Source organism: Bacillus sp. CGMCC 1.16607 (assembly GCF_042683745.1).
In the GTDB taxonomy this organism is placed as follows: domain Bacteria; phylum Bacillota; class Bacilli; order Bacillales; family Cytobacillaceae; genus Pseudoneobacillus.
In genome coordinates this window covers 1-22,409 of record NZ_JBHUJX010000014.1, presented here as the reverse complement: position 1 = coordinate 22,409, position 22,409 = coordinate 1, and the positions used below count along the sequence as shown (strand labels likewise).

21 protein-coding genes, 2 tRNA genes and 2 rRNA genes are annotated in these 22,409 nt (G+C 35.1%); 19 read left to right on the top strand and 6 right to left on the bottom strand.

Annotated features, from left to right (window positions below; translation table 11 throughout):
- The 8 genes from ACFSO7_RS09555 to tsaD form a co-directional block, all read left to right on the top strand.
- Positions 1-284: ribosomal RNA gene (locus ACFSO7_RS09555) — 23S ribosomal RNA — on the top strand; the annotation flags it as partial.
- Between the two features lie 76 nt (positions 285-360).
- Positions 361-476: ribosomal RNA gene (gene rrf / locus ACFSO7_RS09550) — 5S ribosomal RNA — on the top strand.
- 42 nt (positions 477-518) lie between these two features.
- Positions 519-592: transfer RNA gene (locus ACFSO7_RS09545), tRNA-Met, on the top strand.
- A gap of 15 nt (positions 593-607) precedes the next feature.
- A tRNA-Asp gene (locus ACFSO7_RS09540) sits at positions 608-683 on the top strand.
- Between the two features lie 266 nt (positions 684-949).
- Positions 950-1,402 carry a tRNA (adenosine(37)-N6)-threonylcarbamoyltransferase complex ATPase subunit type 1 TsaE gene (gene tsaE, locus ACFSO7_RS09535; protein WP_377877075.1) on the top strand — a complete coding sequence of 151 codons (453 nt, stop codon included), beginning with the start codon at positions 950-952 and terminating at the stop codon, positions 1,400-1,402.
- A complete protein-coding gene (gene tsaB / locus ACFSO7_RS09530; RefSeq protein ID WP_377877074.1) occupies positions 1,399-2,106 on the top strand; it encodes a tRNA (adenosine(37)-N6)-threonylcarbamoyltransferase complex dimerization subunit type 1 TsaB in 708 nt (235 codons plus the stop codon). The genes tsaE and tsaB overlap by 4 nt, the downstream gene beginning before the upstream one ends.
- Before the next feature lie 15 nt (positions 2,107-2,121).
- On the top strand, positions 2,122-2,571 hold the full coding sequence (gene rimI / locus ACFSO7_RS09525; protein WP_377877073.1) for a ribosomal protein S18-alanine N-acetyltransferase: 450 nt from the start codon (positions 2,122-2,124) through the stop codon (positions 2,569-2,571).
- Entirely contained in the window at positions 2,571-3,593 is a 1,023-nt protein-coding gene (tsaD, locus tag ACFSO7_RS09520) for a tRNA (adenosine(37)-N6)-threonylcarbamoyltransferase complex transferase subunit TsaD (protein ID WP_377877072.1), read from the top strand. The genes rimI and tsaD overlap by 1 nt, the downstream gene beginning before the upstream one ends.
- Before the next feature lie 595 nt (positions 3,594-4,188).
- On the opposite strand, the gene abc-f is transcribed toward tsaD, so the two are convergent.
- Positions 4,189-6,114: a ribosomal protection-like ABC-F family protein gene (gene abc-f, locus ACFSO7_RS09515; RefSeq protein ID WP_377877071.1), complete on the bottom strand. Its 1,926-nt coding sequence runs from the start codon at positions 6,112-6,114 to the stop codon at positions 4,189-4,191.
- Between the two features lie 141 nt (positions 6,115-6,255).
- On the opposite strand from abc-f, the gene moaC reads away from it, so the two are divergent.
- Positions 6,256-6,750, top strand: coding sequence for a cyclic pyranopterin monophosphate synthase MoaC (moaC, locus tag ACFSO7_RS09510; RefSeq protein WP_377877070.1), 495 nt, complete (start codon positions 6,256-6,258; stop codon positions 6,748-6,750).
- Between the two features lie 38 nt (positions 6,751-6,788).
- A complete protein-coding gene (locus ACFSO7_RS09505) occupies positions 6,789-7,436 on the top strand; it encodes a redox-sensing transcriptional repressor Rex (protein WP_377877076.1) in 648 nt (215 codons plus the stop codon).
- A 100-nt stretch (positions 7,437-7,536) separates the two neighbouring features.
- Here the strand turns inward: ACFSO7_RS09505 and ACFSO7_RS09500 are convergent, their stop codons facing one another.
- Positions 7,537-7,740 (bottom strand): YdiK family protein, encoded by a 204-nt coding sequence (locus ACFSO7_RS09500; protein WP_377877069.1) that lies wholly within the window; start codon positions 7,738-7,740, stop codon positions 7,537-7,539.
- Positions 7,741-7,794: 54 nt separating this feature from the next.
- Positions 7,795-8,529, bottom strand: coding sequence for a CPBP family intramembrane glutamic endopeptidase (locus ACFSO7_RS09495; protein ID WP_377877068.1), 735 nt, complete (start codon positions 8,527-8,529; stop codon positions 7,795-7,797).
- Between the two features lie 317 nt (positions 8,530-8,846).
- On the opposite strand from ACFSO7_RS09495, the gene groES reads away from it, so the two are divergent.
- Both groES and groL read left to right on the top strand, forming a co-directional pair.
- Positions 8,847-9,134 (top strand): co-chaperone GroES, encoded by a 288-nt coding sequence (gene groES / locus ACFSO7_RS09490; protein WP_377877067.1) that lies wholly within the window; start codon positions 8,847-8,849, stop codon positions 9,132-9,134.
- A 60-nt stretch (positions 9,135-9,194) separates the two neighbouring features.
- The gene (gene groL / locus ACFSO7_RS09485) at positions 9,195-10,826 is read left to right on the top strand and encodes a chaperonin GroEL (RefSeq protein WP_377877066.1); all 1,632 of its coding nucleotides are present in this window, start codon (positions 9,195-9,197) and stop codon (positions 10,824-10,826) included.
- A gap of 83 nt (positions 10,827-10,909) precedes the next feature.
- Here groL and ACFSO7_RS09480 read toward each other — a convergent pair whose 3' ends face one another.
- Positions 10,910-12,121 (bottom strand): site-specific integrase, encoded by a 1,212-nt coding sequence (locus tag ACFSO7_RS09480; RefSeq protein WP_377877065.1) that lies wholly within the window; start codon positions 12,119-12,121, stop codon positions 10,910-10,912.
- 303 nt (positions 12,122-12,424) lie between these two features.
- Here ACFSO7_RS09480 and ACFSO7_RS09475 point away from each other — a divergent pair, with 303 nt between their 5' ends.
- The 3 genes from ACFSO7_RS09475 (at position 12,425) to ACFSO7_RS09465 (ending at position 15,794) form a co-directional block, all read left to right on the top strand.
- Positions 12,425-13,627, top strand: coding sequence for a hypothetical protein (locus ACFSO7_RS09475; RefSeq protein ID WP_377877064.1), 1,203 nt, complete (start codon positions 12,425-12,427; stop codon positions 13,625-13,627).
- Positions 13,628-13,786: 159 nt separating this feature from the next.
- The gene (locus ACFSO7_RS09470) at positions 13,787-14,551 is read left to right on the top strand and encodes a hypothetical protein (protein WP_377877063.1); all 765 of its coding nucleotides are present in this window, start codon (positions 13,787-13,789) and stop codon (positions 14,549-14,551) included.
- A gap of 574 nt (positions 14,552-15,125) precedes the next feature.
- Positions 15,126-15,794, top strand: a complete 669-nt coding sequence (locus ACFSO7_RS09465) for a RipA family octameric membrane protein (protein WP_377877062.1) — start codon at positions 15,126-15,128, stop codon at positions 15,792-15,794.
- A 180-nt stretch (positions 15,795-15,974) separates the two neighbouring features.
- On the opposite strand, the gene ACFSO7_RS09460 is transcribed toward ACFSO7_RS09465, so the two are convergent.
- Entirely contained in the window at positions 15,975-17,183 is a 1,209-nt protein-coding gene (locus ACFSO7_RS09460; protein WP_377877061.1) for a site-specific integrase, read from the bottom strand.
- A gap of 306 nt (positions 17,184-17,489) precedes the next feature.
- The gene (locus ACFSO7_RS09455; protein ID WP_377877060.1) at positions 17,490-18,854 is read right to left on the bottom strand and encodes a BAR domain-containing protein; all 1,365 of its coding nucleotides are present in this window, start codon (positions 18,852-18,854) and stop codon (positions 17,490-17,492) included.
- Positions 18,855-19,178: 324 nt separating this feature from the next.
- Here ACFSO7_RS09455 and ACFSO7_RS09450 point away from each other — a divergent pair, with 324 nt between their 5' ends.
- The 4 genes from ACFSO7_RS09450 to ACFSO7_RS09435 all read left to right on the top strand — a co-directional run bounded on the left by ACFSO7_RS09450 (position 19,179) and on the right by ACFSO7_RS09435 (position 22,303).
- Entirely contained in the window at positions 19,179-19,403 is a 225-nt protein-coding gene (locus ACFSO7_RS09450) for a helix-turn-helix domain-containing protein (RefSeq protein ID WP_377877059.1), read from the top strand.
- A gap of 124 nt (positions 19,404-19,527) precedes the next feature.
- Complete coding sequence (locus ACFSO7_RS09445) at positions 19,528-19,932, top strand: recombinase family protein (RefSeq protein WP_377877058.1); 405 nt, start codon at positions 19,528-19,530, stop codon at positions 19,930-19,932.
- Positions 19,926-21,323: a recombinase family protein gene (locus ACFSO7_RS09440; RefSeq protein ID WP_377877057.1), complete on the top strand. Its 1,398-nt coding sequence runs from the start codon at positions 19,926-19,928 to the stop codon at positions 21,321-21,323. The genes ACFSO7_RS09445 and ACFSO7_RS09440 overlap by 7 nt, the downstream gene beginning before the upstream one ends.
- The gene (locus ACFSO7_RS09435; RefSeq protein ID WP_377877056.1) at positions 21,320-22,303 is read left to right on the top strand and encodes a recombinase family protein; all 984 of its coding nucleotides are present in this window, start codon (positions 21,320-21,322) and stop codon (positions 22,301-22,303) included. The genes ACFSO7_RS09440 and ACFSO7_RS09435 overlap by 4 nt, the downstream gene beginning before the upstream one ends.
- The last annotated feature ends 106 nt before the right edge of the window (positions 22,304-22,409 follow it).

Genomic DNA, 22,409 nt, shown 5'->3' with positions numbered 1-22,409 from the left:
CCGTCGTGGGCGCAGGAAATTTGAGAGGAGCTGTCCTTAGTACGAGAGGACCGGGATGGACGCACCGCTGGTGTACCAGTTGTCTTGCCAAAGGCATCGCTGGGTAGCTATGTGCGGATGGGATAAGTGCTGAAAGCATCTAAGCATGAAGCCCCCCTCAAGATGAGATTTCCCATAGCGCAAGCTAGTAAGAACCCTGAAAGATGATCAGGTTGATAGGTCAGAGGTGGAAGCGCGGTGACGTGTGGAGCTGACTGATACTAATCGTTCGAGGACTTAACCAATTTTAAGGCAAACTTGTTTTTCTTCTTCTTCTATATTATCTAGTTTTGAGGGAACAAACCTCACAAATGAATACAGTCTGGTGGCGATGGCGAGAAGGTCACACCCGTTCCCATACCGAACACGGAAGTTAAGCTTCTCAGCGCCGATGGTAGTTGGAGGATTCCTCCTGTGAGAGTAGGACGTCGCCAGGCTGTATTTAATAAATTTGAATGATGGAAATATTTTATTATCGACGCGGGGTGGAGCAGCCCGGTAGCTCGTCGGGCTCATAACCCGAAGGTCGCAGGTTCAAATCCTGCCCCCGCAATAATCCATCTAAATTGGTTCCGTGGTGTAGCGGTTAACATGCCTGCCTGTCACGCAGGAGATCGCGGGTTCGATTCCCGTCGGGACCGCCATTTTTAATATTGAAGTAAAATTGGCGAAACAGTGTTTCGTTTTTTTATTGTTTATAAAATTATAGAATACTTGGATGTAGATAACTTATTAACTTGTATAGTCCACGTCCAGCTCCAGTGCTAATCAAGGCGCCCTGCGCTTTTGTTCTGTATTTTGCTCTAATATCAAAAATCATGTAAACTAAAATAGTCAACAATATCCTTAGGATACATCCTAAGGATTTTTTATCTTATTTAGCATTATAATGAATTAGGTGATTAGTTAAATGAACTTTCAATACATATCAAATAGCTCAAATGAAACAACCGATTTTGCGAAACATTTAGCAGCAAAGCTTAAACCTGGGGATGTCATTGCACTCGAAGGTGATTTAGGGGCTGGAAAGACCACCTTTACAAAGGGATTAGCAGAAGGTCTAGGAATTACGAAAAACGTAAATAGTCCAACCTTTACGATTATTAAAGAATATCGAGGGCATCTACCTCTTTATCATATGGATGTTTATCGACTAGAGGACTCTTATGAAGATTTAGGTTTTGACGAGTACTTCGAAGGTGAAGGGGTTACAGTTGTAGAATGGGCACATTTAATAAAAGAACAACTCCCATCTGAACTTTTAACTATTTATTTGACACATGATGAAAACAATGCAAGAAATATTACATTAAAACCAACCGGTAATCGGTATGAACAGCTTTGTAAGGAGATATTTTCATGACGATACTAGCTATAGATACTTCTAATTACACGTTAGGTATTGCTTTACTGAACGAAGAAAAAGTGATTGGAGAATATATTACAAATCTAAAAGTAAATCATTCTGTTCGTGCGATGCCCGCGATTCAATCATTAATGAAGGATTGCAGCATTCAACCGAATCAATTAACTAAAATTGTGGTCGCTAAAGGTCCGGGCTCTTATACTGGGGTTAGAATTGGAGTATCAATCGCTAAAACGCTTGCTTGGAGTCTAAATCTTCCTATTGTGGGGGTTTCTAGTTTAGAGATTTTGGCTGCGGGGGCTGGCAGATTTTTTTCCGGATACGTGTCTCCTTTATTTGATGCTAGGAGAGGTCAAATTTATACTGGATTATATCAATATGATAAAAGTGAAATAAAAACAATAATCTCAGATCAAAATGTACTGACATCTGACTGGGTAGACCATTTAATTACCTTAGACAAGGATATTTTATTTGTAGGTAATGATTTACCTATTCATCGAGAAGTGATAGAAAAAGGATTAGGAGAAAAGGCAATATTTGCAGATGTCTCCTTGCAAAATCCACGTCCAGCTGAATTAGGCTTATTGGGAAGTAAACGGCTAGCTGAAGATATCCATAGCTTTGTACCAAACTATATTCGAATGGCGGAAGCTGAAGTGAAGTGGCTAGAAGCAAAAGGTTTAGAAAAGACTAAATAGGTTAGGAAGAGTTCGATGAATGATTCATTATTATTTCGATTCATGCAAGAAGAGGACATTGATCAAATCGTAAATATAGAAAAGTTATCTTTTGCTGTACCATGGAGTAAGGAATCCTTCTACAATGAGTTACATAATAATCAGTTTGCTAAATATGTGGTACTAGAAGAGAATGAGAAGATTATCGGATACTGTGGTGTATGGATGATTGTGGATGAAGCGCATATCACAAATATTGCTGTTCTACCCGAATATCGTGGTAGAAATTTAGGTGATGCACTATTAGCAAAAGTAATGGAAACAGTCAAAGAAATGGGAGCTAAAACAGTAACATTAGAGGTTAGGGTTTCCAACACGGTTGCTCAAAATTTATATCGTAAGTATGGATTCAAAAATGGTGGTATTCGAAAAAATTATTATAGTGATAATCTTGAAGATGCCTTAGTAATGTGGGTGAATATTTAATGAAAAAGGATCTTTTCATAATGGGTATTGAAACAAGCTGTGATGAAACGGCTGTGGCAATCATTAAAAACGGAAGAGAAATTGTTGCTAATGTCGTTGCATCTCAAATTGAAAGTCATAAAAGGTTTGGTGGAGTCGTTCCTGAAATTGCTTCTCGTCATCATGTAGAGCAAATGACAATCGTATTTGAGGAAGCAATGAAGCAAGCTGAACTCTCTTTCAGTGAACTAGATGCCATTGCAGTTACAGAAGGGCCGGGTTTGGTGGGTGCCTTATTAATTGGAGTAAATGCGGCAAAAGCATTAGCATTTGCACATAATATTCCTCTAGTAGCTGTTCATCACATCGCAGGACATATTTATGCGAATCAGCTTGTAAAGGAAATGAACTTTCCGTTATTATCACTTGTTGTATCAGGTGGACATACGGAACTAGTATACATGAAGGAACATGGTCATTTTCAGGTAATTGGGGAAACGAGAGATGATGCTGCTGGTGAAGCATATGACAAAGTGGCACGTACATTGAATTTACCTTACCCTGGTGGGCCGCATATTGATCGCTTAGCCCATGAAGGGAAACCTTCGATTGATTTGCCTAGAGCTTGGTTAGAGGAAGGCTCGTATGATTTTAGTTTTAGTGGATTAAAATCTGCGGTAATCAATACAGTCCATAATTTAACGCAACGCGGTGAGACCATTTTACCAGAAAATTTAGCCGCGAGTTTTCAACAGAGTGTGATTGATGTATTGGTAACAAAGACCGTAAGAGCTACAAAGGAATATCAAGTGAAACAAGTGCTGCTTGCAGGTGGTGTGGCTGCAAATAAAGGATTGCGTACAGCCCTAAGTGAAGCATTTAAGAATTTTGAAGATGTTGAGCTAATTTTTCCTCCTTTATCCCTGTGTACGGATAATGCAGCGATGATTGCAGCCGCGGGCACAGTACTATTTGAAAAGGGCCAAAGAGCAGATATGGCTTTAAATGCAAATCCAGGATTAGATTTAGAAATCCACAATTAATCATAGATAAAAATCCTCTTTTTTCATAAAGGAGGATTTTTTTGTGGATATCTGAAGGTTTTGTTCACAACTTTGTGGATAATGTGGAAAAAACGTATTATTTTTGTGGATAATGTGCATAAGTCTGTTGATAGCCTTAGGAATAAACGTTCAATTGTGCATAGTATTGTGGATTAGTTTCTAAATACTATTGTATAAATAATATATTTCTATGACATTTGTCCTTATAAAGGGAATATATGATAAAAAAGAAGAAGCACATTAGCACGTGCTTCTTCTTCTTATCATATTAGGGAGTATAACTATTTGGACTTTTAAAGTTGTCCAGCTCCAGCGCCCAGCGACTAGTATACTGTCCCTCTCCTCCTTATGATAAGTCAACATCGAATCGCTATCGCTCTTCGTGTTTCCTTTATCTCATGCATCAAAAAGTGAGGCGACTGACCAGCCCTGACAAGCATAAGACGGTCCAGACAAGAAGGTTGCCTTTTACCTTCTTGTCAGGAGTGGCTTATGACCTCGAGGGGCTAGGAGCCGCAGCTAGATTGCGGAGCGAACCAGTCCATACGTCACTTATCGGGCGCTTACGCTTTTCTTAATCAGCAAGCTCCGCCCATTCTTCCATTAGGCTTTCTAGCTCTACTTTTGCTTGTTCATTTTTCATATTAATTTCGAGCACTTTTTCATGGTGTTGAAATACTTCTGGATCACATAATTGCTGCTCATATTGTTCAATTTCTTCTTCAAGCTGTGAGATTCTTGATTCGATTTCTTCTAATTTTCGCTTTCGTTGACGCTCAAGTTTTTTTGCCTCTTTATCTTGATGGAAAGTATTTTTATCGGCTTTATCGACTGCACCAATGGAAGCTGATTTCTCTTTTTGTTCAAGTGCTTTTAATTCAATAATTTCTTCTTTCTTTTCAACAAAATAATCATAATCCCCTAAAAATTCCTTACATCCCTGCTCACTTAGTTCAATCACTTTCGTGGCGATTCGGTTGATGAAGTAACGGTCGTGAGAGACAAAGAGAATTGTTCCAGGATAATCAATGAGTGCATTCTCTAATACTTCCTTACTATCCAAATCTAAATGGTTGGTAGGCTCATCGAGGATAAGGAAATTCGATTTTTGCATCATTAGTTTCGCCAAGGCTAATCTTGCTTTTTCTCCCCCTGAAAGTGTGGAGACAATTTTAAGAACATCTTCACCAGAAAATAAGAAATTCCCTAAAATAGTGCGGATCTCTTTTTCAGGTTTTAATGGATAGTCATCCCATAATTCATTTAACACTCTCTTATTTGAGGAGAGCTCTGCCTGCTCCTGGTCGTAGTAGCCAATGGTTACATTTGAACCAAGTCGTATTCCCCCTGAGAGAGGAGGGAGTTTTTCGATAAGTGTCTTTAATAAGGTTGATTTTCCAATCCCGTTTGGTCCCACTAAAGCTACACTTTCCCCACGTGTTAATCGAAAGCTCAGATCTTTGGAGATAGCTTCCTGCTTGTAGCCAATGTCCAATTGATCTAAATTGAGAACTTCATTGCCACTTTGTCTTTCGATCTCAAAGCGGAAGGAAGCAGATTTTTCATCCCCTAATGGACGGTCCAATCGGTCCATCTTTTCAAGCTTTTTCCTGCGCGACTGCGCACGTTTTGTTGTCGTTGCTCGCGCCAAATTTCGCTGAATAAAATCCTCCAGCTTAGCAATTTCGTCTTGCTGCCTTTCAAAAAGCTTCAGATCCCGTTCATACTGTTCTGCTTTTTGGTCGAGATACGTACTATAATTACCAAGGAATTTTTGAATAAGGTTACGTGACATTTCATAAACCTGTGTAACGACCTTATCTAAGAAATAACGGTCATGCGAAACAATTAAGATCGCGCCATTATAGGTTTGTAAATATTGTTCAAGCCAGGAAAGAGTTTCGATGTCTAAATGGTTCGTAGGCTCGTCCAAAATTAAGATATCAGGTTTTGTTAAAAGAAGCTTACCTAAAGCGAGCCGTGTCTTTTGTCCGCCACTTAAAGTGGCAATTTTCGTAGAATAATCAAAGGATTGGAAATTCAACCCGTGAAGCACAGAACGAATGTCAGCTTCATATTGATATCCACCTGAATCCTTAAATGTAATTTGTAGGACGTCATAATCTTTCAAAACGCGCTCGTATAAAGCCGGATCCTCCAAAACAGTTGGATCGGACATTTTTTCCTCAAGTAGACGTAATTCTCTTTCCATCTGCTGTAATGGCTTGAAAACAGTCAGCATCTCTTCCCAGATGGATAAAGCAGACTCAAGACCTGTATTTTGGGCAAGATAACCGATGGTCACATCTTTCGGTTTAATGATTTCGCCTGAATCAAAGCTCATTTGACCAGAGATAATCTTTAATAGAGTTGATTTACCTGCACCATTACGGCCAACAAGGGCAATACGATCACGGGTTTGAATTTCAAGCTTTATATTCGATAAAATGGTTTCAGCACCAAAATGTTTAAATAGCTGATTAACTTGTAATAAAATCATCAATTTTCACCTCAATTACTTAAGATAAGTGTATCGTAATCTACACATATCGGCAATAATGTTGAATATGTGAAGGGGTATACAAACATCACACACAGATGTAAAAAAATAGTGTATGATTAGGTTGGGAGGAGTATTTACATGGCAGAGCTTACACATTTTAACGAAAGCGGCAGAGCAAAAATGGTGGATGTGAGTGATAAACCCGAAACAGTTAGAACCGCTATTGCTCAGTCAAGTATTCGACTAAATCAAGAAATATATGAAAAAATCACAAATCAAACGATGAAAAAAGGTGATGTTCTGGCTGTCGCTCAAGTTGCGGCTGTGATGGCATGTAAAAAAACGTGGGAAATAATTCCGATGTGTCATCCGATCCCTCTTACTGGGATAGACTTATCCTTTTCATGGGAAAAAATAGAGACTGATTATCTCTTACATATATATTCCACTGTGAAAACAAAAGGAAACACGGGTGTAGAAATGGAAGCACTAACAGCAGCATCCGTATGTGCATTGACTGTTTATGATATGTGCAAGGCGATAGATAAAGGAATGGTCATTGGGCCAACCTTTCTTGTAGAAAAAACAGGTGGAAAAAATGGTGATTTTAAAAGAGTGAATGATGTAAAATAGATAAGCAAAATTTGATGAGGTAGGGGATGGGATGGTACATGAGTAATGAGCAGATGAAAATACCGCAAGCAACGGCAAAGCGGCTGCCGTTATATTATCGATTTTTAAAAAATTTACATTCCTCTGGGAAGCAGAGGGTTTCATCGGCTGAATTAAGTGAAGCGGTGAAAGTAGATTCCGCTACAATTCGTAGAGACTTTTCCTATTTTGGGGCGTTAGGGAAAAAAGGCTATGGCTATAATGTTAATTATTTATTATCGTTCTTTCGCAAAACACTAGACCAAGATGAGCTAACAAAGGTTGCTTTAATTGGAGTGGGGAATTTAGGAACGGCCTTTTTAAATTATAATTTTTTGAAAAATAATAACACAAAGATCGAAGTTGCTTTTGATGTAGATGAAGGGAAGGTAGGTACCTTCATTGGTGATGTGAAAGTTCTCCACATGGATGATCTTGAGGAAAAATTAGTGGAATTGGGGGTCCAGGTAGCGATTCTGACTGTTCCTGCACCCGTTGCTCAAACGATCACGGATAAGCTAATAAGAGCAAATGTGAAAGGAATCTTGAATTTCACCCCTGCACGTCTAGCTGTTCCAAGTTCGATTCGTGTTCATCATATTGATTTAGCGGTCGAGTTACAAAGTTTGATTTACTTTTTAAAACATTACTCGAGTGAAGAGGAATAAAAAACTCGGAGGTTCTTTCGCATTATCGACACTAATACATCCTGTACGTTGGGTTTAGAACGCTTGCGCTAGACATTAAAAAATGAGTCCATTTTCGGACTCATTTTTTTGGTCGAGCTTTTTTTAGTTTAAAATGAAAGGCGATCATTTTAAGACCTGAACCTAGATCAAAGGTGGCTAAAATGACTAATAGATAAGAAAAGAAATCCCAACCGCCTTCTCGAACGTTTTGTATGGCGAAATAAGTAAATAAAGCTGCTAGCAAAAGATAGAGGATGCCAGATCCTAATGGTGATTGTCTCATTTGTCCCTCCAAAAAAATAGAACTTCAAAAAGTGGAGTTCTTGTATTAGGTTGTTTACATAAAAAGTGAGATGAATCCTTGAATTTTTTCAGCATCACGCATCATTTTCTCAATGTCTTCTTTAAAAATGGACTGAATAAGTACGACAAATGTATTCATCGAGACATGAGCAAATATCGGAACCCAGATTCGCTTTGTTTTTACATAAAGAAAAGCGAAGGTGAACCCCATAGCCGAATAAAGCAATACATGTTCCGGCTCCATATGAGCGAGTGCAAAAATAACCGAACTGATTAACCCAGAGAGGAAAAAATTAAATCGCTTGTATAGAGACCCGAATAGAATTTTTCGAAACACGATTTCCTCTAATACAGGGCCTAAAATGGAACTGACAATGATGACAAATGGGAATAGATTAATGATTTCCATAATTTCTTTTGTATTTTCTGACCCCGGCTCAATTCCGAGCAAATTTTCGATATTCGCAGCAATGGTTTGAGAAATTAAGGCTAAAAAAATACCGATAATTGCCCATAATAAGGAAATTCCAAAAGGAAGCGAATTTCGTTCCAGTCGGTCTTGCTTCATTTCTTTTTGCAAAATGAAGAGAATGATGATCGTTGTAATAGTAAAACTAAATAGCAGCCAGTAGGACACAGAGGCGACCGCCCAACTTTCAGGATTCTTTCCTAATATTTCTCCTAGAATAGTAAGAAGCGGAATCCCGATAAAGCTTGAGAACTGCATTCCAATATAAACAATGAGAATGATCCAATATTCTTTCTTCAACAGTTTGTTCTCCTTTAAAAATACTTCTATATATACATTCTACTCATAAAACATGGTTTGTATCAATTAGAACCACTCAGGGATATCGAATCTAATGGAATATTTGATAGGTAAGAAACTTATACTAATAGAGTTGTGCAAACTTGCCATTGGACAAAATACTTGTCTAAAAAAGTCGACATTTAACTAGAAAAAATTTATGCATGATACTTGCAAATCAATAGAAGATTCTTTAATATATAAAATGTGTTAGCACTCAAGTGATGAGAGTGCTAATAAATAAGAAAATTACATATCATTTGAGGAGGTTGTTTTAATTGTTAAAGCCACTAGGAGATCGCATTGTCATCGAGCTTGTTGAATCAGAAGAAAAAACTGCAAGCGGTATTCTTTTACCAGATTCTGCGAAAGAGAAGCCTCAAGAAGCAAAGGTTGTTGCTGTAGGTACTGGCCGTGTGCTTGATAATGGAGAACGTGTAGCATTAGAAGTTTCTACAGGTGACCGCATTATCTTCTCAAAATATGCAGGTACAGAAGTGAAATATCAAGGTACTGAATACTTGATCATTCGTGAAAACGACATTCTTGCTGTTGTTGGTGAGTAATTGCCAGCTTAGCTACGCTATATAAAACGACGAAAAAAACTTTTTGGGAGGTAATTTACAATGGCTAAAGAGATTAAATTTAGTGAAGAAGCACGTCGCGCAATGCTACGCGGGGTGGATACTCTTGCAGATACAGTAAAAGTAACTTTAGGACCTAAAGGACGTAACGTCGTTCTTGAAAAGAAATACGGTTCACCATTAATTACAAATGACGGTGTAACGATTGCTAAAGAAATCGAATTAGAAGATGCATTCGAAAACATGGGTGCAAAATTAGTTGCTGAAGTAGCTAGCAAAACAAATGACGTTGCTGGTGACGGAACAACTACTGCAACTGTTTTAGCTCAAGCGATGATTCGTGAAGGCTTGAAAAACGTTACTGCTGGTGCAAACCCAATGGGTATCCGTAAAGGAATGGAAAAAGCAGTTGCAACAGCTGTTGAAGAATTAAGAGCGATTTCTAAACCAATCGAAACAAAAACTTCTATTGCTCAAGTTGCAGCTATTTCTGCGGCTGACGATGAAGTAGGTCAATTAATTGCTGAAGCAATGGAGCGCGTTGGTAACGATGGTGTTATCACTATCGAAGAATCTAAAGGCTTCACAACTGAACTTGATGTTGTTGAAGGTATGCAATTTGACCGTGGATATGTATCAGCTTACATGGTATCTAACACAGAAAAAATGGAAGCTGTTTTAGACAATCCATACATCTTAATCACTGACAAAAAGATCGCTAGCATCCAAGAAATTTTACCAGTGCTTGAGCAAGTTGTTCAACAAGGTAAACCATTATTATTGGTTGCTGAAGATATCGAAGGTGAAGCATTATCTACATTAGTAGTAAACAAGCTTCGTGGAACATTCAATGCAGTAGCAGTTAAAGCTCCTGGATTCGGTGACCGTCGTAAAGCAATGCTTGAAGATATCGCTGCATTAACTGGCGGTGAAGTCATCACTGAAGAGTTAGGCCGTGACCTTAAATCTGCAACACTTGCTTCTTTAGGTCGTGCATCTAAAGTAGTTGTAACAAAAGAAAACACAACAATCGTTGAAGGTGCTGGCGAGCCTGCAAGCATTTCAGCTCGTGTAAACCAAATCCGTGTTCAATTAGAAGAAACAACTTCTGAATTCGACCGTGAAAAATTACAAGAGCGCCTTGCTAAATTAGCTGGTGGAGTAGCAGTAATCAAAGTTGGTGCTGCAACTGAAACAGAATTAAAAGAGCGCAAACTACGCATTGAAGATGCTTTAAACTCTACTCGCGCTGCAGTAGAAGAAGGTATCGTATCTGGTGGTGGTGTTGCCCTTCTAAACGTATACAGCAAAGTGGCTGAATTACAAGCAGAAGGCGATGTTCAAACAGGTATCAACATCGTATTACGTGCAATGGAAGAACCAGTTCGCACAATCGCTCACAACGCAGGCTTAGAAGGATCTGTTATCGTTGACCGCTTAAAGCGCGAAGCAGTAGGAACAGGCTTCAACGCTGCAACTGGCGAGTGGGTAAACATGATCGACGCTGGTATCGTTGACCCAACTAAAGTAACACGTTCTGCATTACAAAACGCTGCATCCGTAGCTGCAATGTTCTTAACAACTGAAGCAGTTGTAGCTGATAAGCCAGAACCAGCTGGTACAGGTGGAATGCCTGATATGAGTGGTATGGGTGGAATGGGCGGCATGATGTAATAACGCCCCTCAACCCTTGATATGACTGGGTTTGTTGGTCAGGTGAGAGTGGTTTGCTAACATTTTGCTAACATTGAGGATATTTAACGGAGGCTTCTCATGAGTTCAGCGAACTTTTGAGAGGCTTCTTTTTTCATTTCTTGCGTAACATGAAGATACACATTTTTCGTTACTTGATCATCGGTATGACCAAGCCTGTCCATGATTTGTTCAAGTGAGACTCCAGCTTCGGCAAGAAGTGACGTGTGTGTGTGTCTTAAACTATGTGGTGTTAAATCTTCATTTAATCCTGCGATTCTAAGCAGTCTTTTCATTCGGTCTCGCACATTTTTAATGACGATGGGATAACCAAATTGTCGTTCCATTTTGGCAAAGATAAAGTCTTTATTATGGTAATCATCCCCAAGCTGCTCAAGGAATTTCTCTTGAACTTTTTTATGTTCCATCAACTGATGAATCACTTCTTCATCTACAATGATTTTTCGTTTTGATTTTCTCGTCTTTGGTGTAACCAACTGATATTCAAGAGCATTATTATTTGGATTGTAATATGTTTTGGTAATGCTGATCGTGTGATTTTTAAAATCAATATCCTTCCACTTGAGAGCTACTAGTTCACCTACCCTAATTCCCGTATAGGCTAAAATCATAAAAACTAAGTAATCATGCTCTAGGCCATTTGCTTTGGCTGTTTCTAAAAGTAAGGCAAGCTCTTCTTTTTCAAGATACTTAGGAACTTCCTCTTCTTCTAACTGTTCAATCGTTTTCTTATCCTTTTTCACATAAGCAAATTCAGTCGGGTCCTTCTTAATTAGCTCTAGTTCCAAAGCTTTTCGAAAAATCATCCTGCCCGTTCGATGAATTCCTTCCCTTGTGCTATCAGAATAACCCTGGTTCTTCAAATCGTTTAGTGCATCTTGGTACATCTTTCTTGTAATATCTTTTAACTTTAATTTGGCAAAGTAGGGTAACAACTTTCCAATTTCATGGAGGCGAACTCGAATCGTTCCGGGCTTTACATCTTTAGAATCACTGTAGATGGGAAGCCACTCAATGGCAAAGTCACTAAACGTTTTGTCTGTTTCCTCTAAATATGTTCCTTGGTTTAATTCGTGAATTAGAGTTGCAACAGCTTCTTCAGCTTCCTGCTTAGTCTTAAAGCCACTTTTAACCTTTTGCTTTCTTTTGCCTGTAACTGGATCTAATCCAATATCAATGATGAAAGCCCACTTTGAACCACAAGTGCATTTTTTCTTTTTGCACTTACATCCTCTTCTGTAAAAATGTCCTTTCATTAGCATCCTCGCTTTCCTAGAAATATTTTGTTGCTAAAAGCTCATTATTACCAAAGATGAAATCAAAAATTCATGTCATTAGTTTAAAATACAATGGTAAGGAGAGTTTTATAATAAAAAGGGAGAAATTAAATATCTATTTTAAAATTTAAGGTTTAAAGGAGTAACTTTTATATTACGTAGTAGACTTTATACTACGCAATAAGAACGTCTTTATTCTTTTTTTCTGCTTAATAGATTCATATGTTTTAATTAATGAATTGTCAACAATTCAAATGTATAATAATGGTAGGAGGGGTTTTGGTGAATGATAAAAGTGCTTGTTTGGATATAAATGAAATATACGATTTATTTACTTTTTCATATTCAATCCCAAAGGAGTTTAGGGATATCGTAAAGACAACAATTAATCTTTATGCTCAGCCGTATAAACATTCTGAAGAAACACTTAATCGGATGGTTAATAAGGCTACCTCACCTTTGGATACATTTAAATACTTAGGAACCAATAAAGAATTCCAATTTAACTATAACCAGTGGAAAGGCCATCTTGCTGAGTGGATTGTATGTTATGAATATAACTCTATAAGGAATAACGGAAATGTAGTATTCACTTTTGTAAATCCTGATTCAAGTTCTAAAGCGGACATACTTCACATAATAAAAGTTGGGGAAAGATACAAATGCATAGCCGGTCCTGATATTAAAACAGGTCAAGCTGCATACCTTATCAATCAACTTGAAAAAGTCTGGAGTAATGAGGGAAGTATTCCTTTTTATGATTTTTATAATATTTTATCTGATGTAAAAAAACTAACTAAAAAGCAAATCTTTAAGCTAAATCAGTTAAAAGAAAAACATCCACAAAAAGTAATTCTAACACCAAATTTTAATTCAGAAGAAATAATAAAGTTTAGTAATAAATTCCTACGCAGGGTTGCAAATCAACAGACTGGACCAACTGCATCTGCGGTTAAGAAAGCTCGACAAAATGCAAGGGATACTATCCCGAAGAAAAGAGAATGGACAGCATTCAATTATGATGCTCATTTAAAATATTCATTTGAAAAACAACAAGAAACAATAAGAAGAAACGCGGAATTAGAAGCCCAAAAGCCTTTGGAAGAAGTTTTGAATAGGAATAGGTCAGCTCCTGTAAATAAAAAATCAAAAACTATGGAATGGTTAACAAAAATAAGAACCAAAATCGCCAATTCTAAGCCAGTAAAATATATTAAAGATAATCCTGAAAAAATTGTACCAATTATAGCATTTACAAGTGAGGTGCTAATTTCCGCACGTAGAGACTCTATATCTAGTAAAACTTCAGATATGGAACAAAAAGATGTTAAGACTCCTCTAACTGACCATGTTCCTCAATCCAAAATAAATGAGGAATTTACTAGAAAATCACCTGTAAAGCATGAGGTTTCTTCATATACTAGAAAAGATGGTACACCTGTTAGAGGATATCCCAGAGGAAAAGATTTATGCTTAGGCAACTAAATAGAATAGCCTTAGATAAAGTATCTTCCTATGCTATATGACTTAATTAAATTTTTTGAGTCGGAAAATGTTGGAAGTGTGTAATAATTGACTATACTAGTTTAAAATAAACTAAAAAAAGGTGCTATTAAGGAATCAGTAATAACAAAAGGAGAATATATGGATAATAGAATAAAAGAATTTCTCGGTAATCAGCCGGTAATGTTTATTAAGTTTAGTGATAATATTGATAACCTTAGATCACTACAACAAGGTAATCTTTATATGAATAATCTAAAGTTTTTTGTTGATTTAGAAGAGAAAACAGGAATACCCGATATGGGGGATAAACTTGAAACCTTAAACGTAATTAATGATGTAGAATTATCCTTTTATATACCAGGAACAGAACAGTTAGTTGCTAAAGCAAAAGCAAGAAAAGCAAATCTTAGATATGAAGATGCCTTATATAAACCTGTATTTTGTTTATTTGCAGTTACTGCGGATATGCTAGAAATATATGAGGAATCAGAGACAGAAGTAAAATTAAAGATTAACTTCACAGATGAACAAATTAATAAGATGCGTTCTGAATTTGGCGCTTATGCTTTAGTTATCTCTCCACCTCACTTTTCAGAACAACTGGAGAAATCATTCAACCAAAATGGATATGATTTTAGCGGTAGATTTGTTGAATATATTGATACTAACATAAATCAACAAAGAAGATTGGAAGCTTTCGCTAATCAAGATATTAGTTTATTTTTCTTTAAAAATCATGGATTCAAGCACCAAAATGAATTTAGAATCGTAATCTTTAATAAGGATGAAGAAAACGCAATTATAGAAAACATAGGCAGCTTATCGGAAGGTTCAATTTTACTAAAAACAGAAGAGTTAATAAGTTATGATTTACCTGTTATCAATATAAAATTTAAAGAATAATAGAAAAAAGTTTTCTTATACAATTAACCAACTTGAAGAGATATAGTCATGTTATAATATTTTTTCAATCACTATTTGCATAGTACCAAATAATAGTAAAAGTTTAACCGAAGAGACGATTGCATTAAAGTGATCGTCTTTTCTTCGTATTTGGCACATAATGCTCAACAAGAATTTATATTAGTTCTAGTTTTTTCTAAATATACATCAACTCACCAACTTGGGGTGGCTTACTGAGTCGGTTAATTTATGAGAACCCAGACATTTCACTCAAAAAATAGGAAATTCAGAAATTGAAAAAGACAGAATTGTGAAATGGAAATGCCATGATTGTGAAGGGAATGGAATATAAAAAAATAATAAGCATTACATCAAAGATGCACAGAAAAATAGTGGTAATCAGTGATCACCACTATTTTATATTTCTATTTAAAGGTAATTCTGAAGGAGTTTTACAATAAATGTCGAATTATGTATTTGGATGTTCATATAACCTCGATTAAGAGGAAATTAATAAAATTATAATCGGAACAAAATTCTCATTTATAACTATAGTGGAGGTTTATAATAACATATGAGTAAACGTTCTAGAGGGCATAAAAAAGTTTACTATGATAAAGAGAAGTACATAGCGGCTTTTAAAAAACCGGAAAAAGCATTAGAACTATCATTAGATATAAGGAAATTTGAAATTGAACTCTATTGGAAAAGAGCAACTTACTTTTGGACTTTTATCGGAGTAGCCTTTGCAGGATACTTTGCTTTAACAAGTGGGAAGAATGTCTCTGCCGATGCTATATTCTTTGTATCATGTCTTGGATTTGTGTTTACTTTCAGTTGGTATTTGGTTAATAGAGGAAGTAAATTCTGGCAGAATAACTGGGAAAGACACGTAGACTTATTGGAGGATGAAGTTGTTGGTCCCCTATATAAGACAGCAGTCAATATGAGGCACGCAAAGCTAATGAACTTAGCATCTGAATATCCTTTTTCGGTTTCTAAAATCAATCAATTACTTAGTTTATTTTTATCTGGAATTTGGTTGATTTTTTGCATTAAATCAGTAAGTTCTTATTTTGAAATAACGGAGCCTTTTAAGGGATTCAATATGGTTCTTGTAGGTGGATATACCTTTATTTATATTATATGTATTTTGATTTTTGGGAAGTCTTCTAAAAACTTTGATAGACGTAACTATGATAGACTTGTATTCGTGGAAAGAAAAAACTTTTATGAAAAATAATATGTACGGTTTCCTAGTAAGAGGTTGTTCATCTTTTTTTATAATGGTTCATGTTCGGAACAAATGCTATATTTATTTGCTGCACAGTACAAATATACTATGCAGTTGAATAATGTAAAATAGGACACCCCCTAATCTATAGGGGGTATTTACAATAAAGGAATTGTTAATGTGAAGATATCATTGTACACTTCTCATTAATTTTCCAAATTTTTGAGAAGCCTCTTTTTTCATTACTTCTGTAACGTGGCGATAAATGTTCCTTGTTGTATCGTCATCTGAGTGTCCCAGTCTTTCCATTATGTCTTCTAACACAACCTTTGCTTCTGCTAGTAATGATGTGTGAGTATGGCGTAAGGAATGCGGTGTTAGTTCATCACTTAATCCTGCTAATTTCAAAAGGCGTTTCATTCTGTTTTCAACCGTTTTAATTAGGATGGGATAACCGACTTTTTTTTGTGTGTTTGCGAATACAAAATCATTATCAGTGTAAGAGTCGCCAATTCGATTTTTAATTTTATCTTGTTCCTTTTTATGAATTTTTAAAGCTTCAATAACATCATCCTCAACAACAATTGTGCGAACTGATCCTGCTGTTTTTGGTGTAACTAACATATACTGAACGGTGTTGTTTTTTGGATTGTAATATGTTTTGATGATTCGAATGCACTTTTTTTCAAAATCTATATCCTTCCACTGGAGGGCTACAAGCTCACCAACACGGATGCCGGTATAAGATAGAGTTAGAAAAGTAGAATAATCCATTTCTAATCCATATTTAGCGGCAGTTTCTAGAAATAAAGCGAGCTCTCGCTTTTCCATATACTTTGGAATGGGTGGTTTTGCTAATTCTTCGATAGATTTCTTTTTCTTTTGTAATACAACGAACTGTGTTGGGTCCTTTTTGATGTATTCCATTTCAATGGCTTTCTTAAAGATCATTCTTCCAGCACGATGAATACCATCTACAGTTTTATCAGAATAGCATTTCTTAAAAGTATTTAAAACTTGCTTATATTTGTTTGAGTTGATATCTTTCAGCTTTAAGTATCCAAAGTAAGGCATTAGCTTGTCAATTTCATGTTTCCTTACACGAATCGTACCGGGTTTTACTTCACGTTCTTCGCAGTACATCGATAACCACAGTGGTGCAAAATCTTTGAATAAAATGTTATTATCTGCGGTGTAATTTCCTTGATTTAAATCGTAAAGTAAATCCGTAACTGCATCCTCTGCTTCTTTTAGGGTCTTAAATCCACTTTTTGTTTTCTGTTTTCTTTTCCCTGTTTTTGGGTCTGTTCCAATATCTATTGTGAAAGCCCATTTCGAGCCACAAATGCATTTTTTTTTACCGCATTTGCACCCGCGTCTGTAAAAAGATCCTTTCATATCAATAACCTCTTTCAATTAAAAATTTTTTCAATGTTTGATGATGGTCATAATTAATTTTTAAAAAACAAGCTTTGTATAAAGTGTATTTGATGGATTAGTATAGAGTTGGTGTAAGATAGAGAGTTTTTGGTGTAACTTAAAAAGAGGGGTGTATTTAAGAAGCAAAAATAAAATTGGCTATTTCCTTATAAGCGGAACAGCCAATTATAAAATATATTATACGTTAGTTAATAAAAGTGCATGATAGCAGAAGTGAAAAGTAACTTTTAAAGAAATATGAAATTTAGCAACAAAAGGGATACATTAAAATAACTTTAATTGACCTGATTCAATATCACGCTTTATGTTAACTGCAACGTCAAATAGTGATGTTGCATTACTGCCCTCTAATCTCCAATATTTATTGCCATCAGGATTGGTTGAAGGAGATATTCTATCACTCTCTAGTAACAATTGTTTTGATAGTGATGAAATTGAATAGATATTATCATCATAATCCCATTTGACTCTTGGTTCACCTTTATGAATAACTAATGTGCAAACAGCTTTATTATTGACCTTTTTAAAATCATTTTCATATTTAAATATCAATCTATCATTTTCTTTTAAATAGTTTTCATTTAAAAGTAACTTTAAGTAGTTATCACTTGTACTAATATTAGAACTAACTTCGGAAATTTCGGTGTCTTCAAGCCATTTAATAAATTCATTTATATCACCATCGTCATTTATGTATCCAGCTTCCTTCAAATTAAATTTATGTATTACACTTATCACGGGTTCTGGTGAAGCTATGAAATTCGGAGAAAGTGGTAAATTTTCCATTATTTTACTTTTATTGTATGGTTCATTGTCGAATACTCTATTAGAATGCCATGAAAAGAGATTTGCTTTTGTGTTTAAGTTTGATGAAACTGAAAACTGCCAAAATGGCTTTTCTATAAGTTTTGAAACATCATTTAAAATTATAAGTAACTCCTCTTCGTATGGTTGATTGTTGTCTGTTTCTTTATAGTAAAACCAAGCACTAGAGAATCGGTCTTTAATCTTCGTCTTATCGTATTTATCTAATTCTATCCACTTGGTAATACGAAGTGTTCCATTAAAAGACCCGTTATTTAGTGAAATGTGGCATCCCCAGTCTACCTTATCCTTCTTGAATTCCTTTTTAAGAAATTTAAGTATTTCTTCCCATGAATCTTCCATGTATTCCCCATTTATTGATAAAACTTCATTAATTTCATCTAAGACCTTTTTATATTTATTTATCATTTCCTGTTTTAAATTTGTTGCACGGGACAATCCATTTTTTAATTTTCGTATGCTATCACCGTTACTAGAAATATTATATGTCTTAAAAACGCTTGCTTCAGCATTCTCGTATAATCCTTTAATATTTTCATTTCCTTCTTCAGAAAAAATTAACCAGGGTGGCACCCCAAGGAAATCCGCTGTAGCTCTAACTTTTGAATAGTTTGCGTTTGCGGTTTCTTTTCCTCTTGTTAAATAAGAATTACCTTCGTCTCCTATTATTGTACATATTGTCGTTAGGGAACAATTAATACTTTCTTGTAGTACTTTGATTAGATTTTTATTAACCCTTACATTTAATTTATACTGTTCAAACTCCTTTCTCCATTGAACATTTGAAAATTTTTCGTGAGCCATATTTATTTACCTCCTACGTCATACAGTAAATTAATTTAATAATTTTATTTTACTAATTTGATAGGTGAGTTTGGAACTATATTTTTAGACCAATTTTTTTCTAGTTACAATTGTTGTTTTTAATTTTCTTTCCACCATTGAGTTTCTTTTAGGTTTCATTACTAAATTATTGGTTAAATTCGGTGATTTCCTACTTAACTAGAACAATTGCTTGAGAACTTACACCAAATCAAAACTATCTTACGGCAGTGAATACATTTTTAGCCTTTACAATTAAATTAGACGGTATAAATGAAGTCTTACATTGTTAGGAGGAGTATCAGAATGGACAAAATAAGGTTCAAAACTTGGGATTCATTACCTGAGGTTTTGACAGCGCAACTAATAGCCGATTACCTCCAGATCTCAAGAAGAAGGGTCTATGAATTATTACAACTTCATCCTGAGCATGGTGGCATACCAAATTTTGAAATTGGCATATCTAAGAGAGTTGACAAGTCTGATTTTAAAGAATGGTTAAAACAGAAAAAAGAAGAAAAAAAGAAATAAAAACAAAATATTTCCATATTTTCAGTAATCTGAAAACGAGTCTTTTGAAGTAGGTATAAAAACAGGAGGGATATGGAATAATTAGGAATATTCTGTATTTGCCTCATTTTTGGGGGTAATACTTTTGAAACCGAAAGCAGTGTTTTACTTAAGAGTAATGGACAGTAGTAAAGTCCAAGGAGAATTAGCTCTTATGAATAGACAACAGATAAGTAAGGAATTTATCATAACCGACCAGCCTATTGTTGAAGTTGGAGGAAGCTATAATAAACTCGTATACATGAGGAGAGAAATTAAGCGACTGTTGCATCTTGTTAGAACAAAAAAACTAAATGCAGTAATTTGTAAAAATTTAAACAATATATCCCGTTACCCACTAGAACAAATTGCTATAGAAAAAGAGTTATTGATTAATAATTGCAGATTAATATCGATGGGTTTAGCTACTTCTGCAATTGATGAAGTTGAAGAATTGAAATGGGCAGTGGAGAATTTTTATTATCCTAGAAAGGAGGGGGATTCTTGCTAAAAGCTATAGGATATGCAAGAAAATCAATTATTATAAAAGGATTTAGTGAGGAACGATCTGTAGGGTATCAATTAAAAGCAATCAATGATTATATTGATAATAATAATATGAAACTTGTACATACCTATTCAGATATTGGTGTAAGTGGGAAGGAGCTGAAACGCCCAGAGTTAGATGAAATGTTGAGGAATTTACAAACCGGAAAAGTCGTTGCAGACACTTTATTAATCTATTCAGTAGATAGACTATCACGGGATTTAGAGGGCAATATTGAGTTGTTCTTAGAAATTATTAAGTATGTTAAAACAGTTACCTTTCTAGTTGAGAATTTTTCAAGTGATTCTAAGTTCTTTAAAATATTCTTTACTATCTATGCGGGAATGGCGGATGAAAACCACAAAAAGTTATTAGAAACACTCTCGTTCGGTAGAAAATCAAAGGTTATGCAGCGAAAATTGTTTAATGGTAATTATCATGCGATTGGTTACACAAAAAATAAAAATGGATATTTAGTTCCGGCACATTATCAAAATACTAATGATACTGAGGAACAAATAGGCATTTTGATTGTACAGTATATATTTAATGCCTATCTAAATGATATGTCACTTCGTGAAATTGCTAGTAAGCTAAATGACTTATTTGGTTTAACAAGAAGAGGAAAATCATGGACATATAAATCGGTAGCTTACGTTCTAACAAATAAAGTATATATAGGGGTTTTAGAGGGTGTTCTCGAAGGACATATAAAGTACTATTTAAAAGATGCACATATAGAACCCCTAGTAGATCCTATTACTTTTGAACTTATTCAGCAAAAATTGAGTAATGAACACAGAGGCAGAAAATCAAAAACAATGGGGATTGCTTCAGTTTTAACCCAGTGTAGTCACTGCATGAATCCTTTAGAGACTAAGGGAGATAATCTAATTTGTACTAGTTGTGGATTGGAAGGTAATAAAGGAGAGATTAAAGATATCATTGAAAGAGAGTCTTCAGTTATTTTGAACGAAAAATTGAAGACAATAGATACTAATAAAATAAAAGATGAATTAACAAAAATAAATGAAGTAAAGGTTAAGAATTTAACAGTGAAAATAAATGACCTTGCACAGCGTCAATCAATGATTAACTCAATGAATCTAGCTTCAAAAAGTAAGGAAAATATGATTGAAGCAAACACCAATTTAATTCAAAAATTTAGTTATGAAGTAAATGTTGCAATGAACGTATTGGAATACCTATCCAAATTTGACCATAATTCTTCTATTAGTAATGAATTGAGACAGTATTTAATAACCTATCCTTACCTTGTTCTCATTGACTTAGATATCAAGAAAATAACAATTACATACCACTCAAATAATATCATTAGGGAGGGTATATTATGAGTGATTTTAAAAGTATTCGTATTGCTGTCGCCTATGCAAGAACTTCGAGTACCAGTAATCCGATACATAGTATAGAAAATCAAATTTCTACTATCAAAGAATACTGTGATAGACAAAATATCATCCTAGTTAAAGTTTTCATCGATGAGGCAAAAACGGGGACGAAAGTTACTAATAGAGACGGATATCAAAATCTGAAAAAATATATTAGTGATAATGAGATAGATATGGTGTTGGTTGCATACTCTGATAGAATGGGCCGAGAAGGATTTGAATTTATTCAATCTTTAAGTACCATTAAGAAAAAGGAAATTGAATTTATAAGTGTTTCAGAAAGAATAAAGGGCTCCGAACTAAGCCCACTTCAACTTGGTTTCACAGCAGTAAGGATAGAATTTGAAAACATGCTTCGGAAACAGAGACTATCAGAAGCAATCCATGTTGAGATGAAAAAAGGAAGATGCATGTATCAACTTTCTTATGGTTATACAAAGGATGAAGATGGGTATCTAGTTATTGTGAAAGACCAGGCAGAGATGGTTAAAGAAATTTTTAATAGTTATATACATCTTCAATCTTCTGTTAAAGTTGCAAAACATTTAAATAGTAGGGGATACACGAAACTCAATGGATTACCTTGGGATGCCCAATACATTAGGCATATCCTAAGAAATAAAAACTATACAGGAAATCAGTATAGAAAATCAAGATTAGAGGAACCTTTTTCAAAAAAAAGAATATACATAGATGATGAGCTTTTAACCGAAGTTGGTCATGAAGCAATAGTAGACATGGAAAAATTCATGAAAGCACAAACAATTCTTGATAAGAATTCTAAAACAAAAGAGGCAAGGTTTAACTTATTATCTAAAGTGTTGTATTGCCCAAACTGCAGCTCAATAATGTATGCAGATTATAGAAAACAGAGATATGTATGTAAAGAACAAAGGGAAGGAAGAACAACTTGCTGTGACTGCTAGAATAAAGTATACAGATTTTGCTTGATTTGATGAAACACTTATTTACCCAAATATACCAGCAAAGAATATTACCCTCCCCCTGTAAAATGAATAATAGTTTCATTAT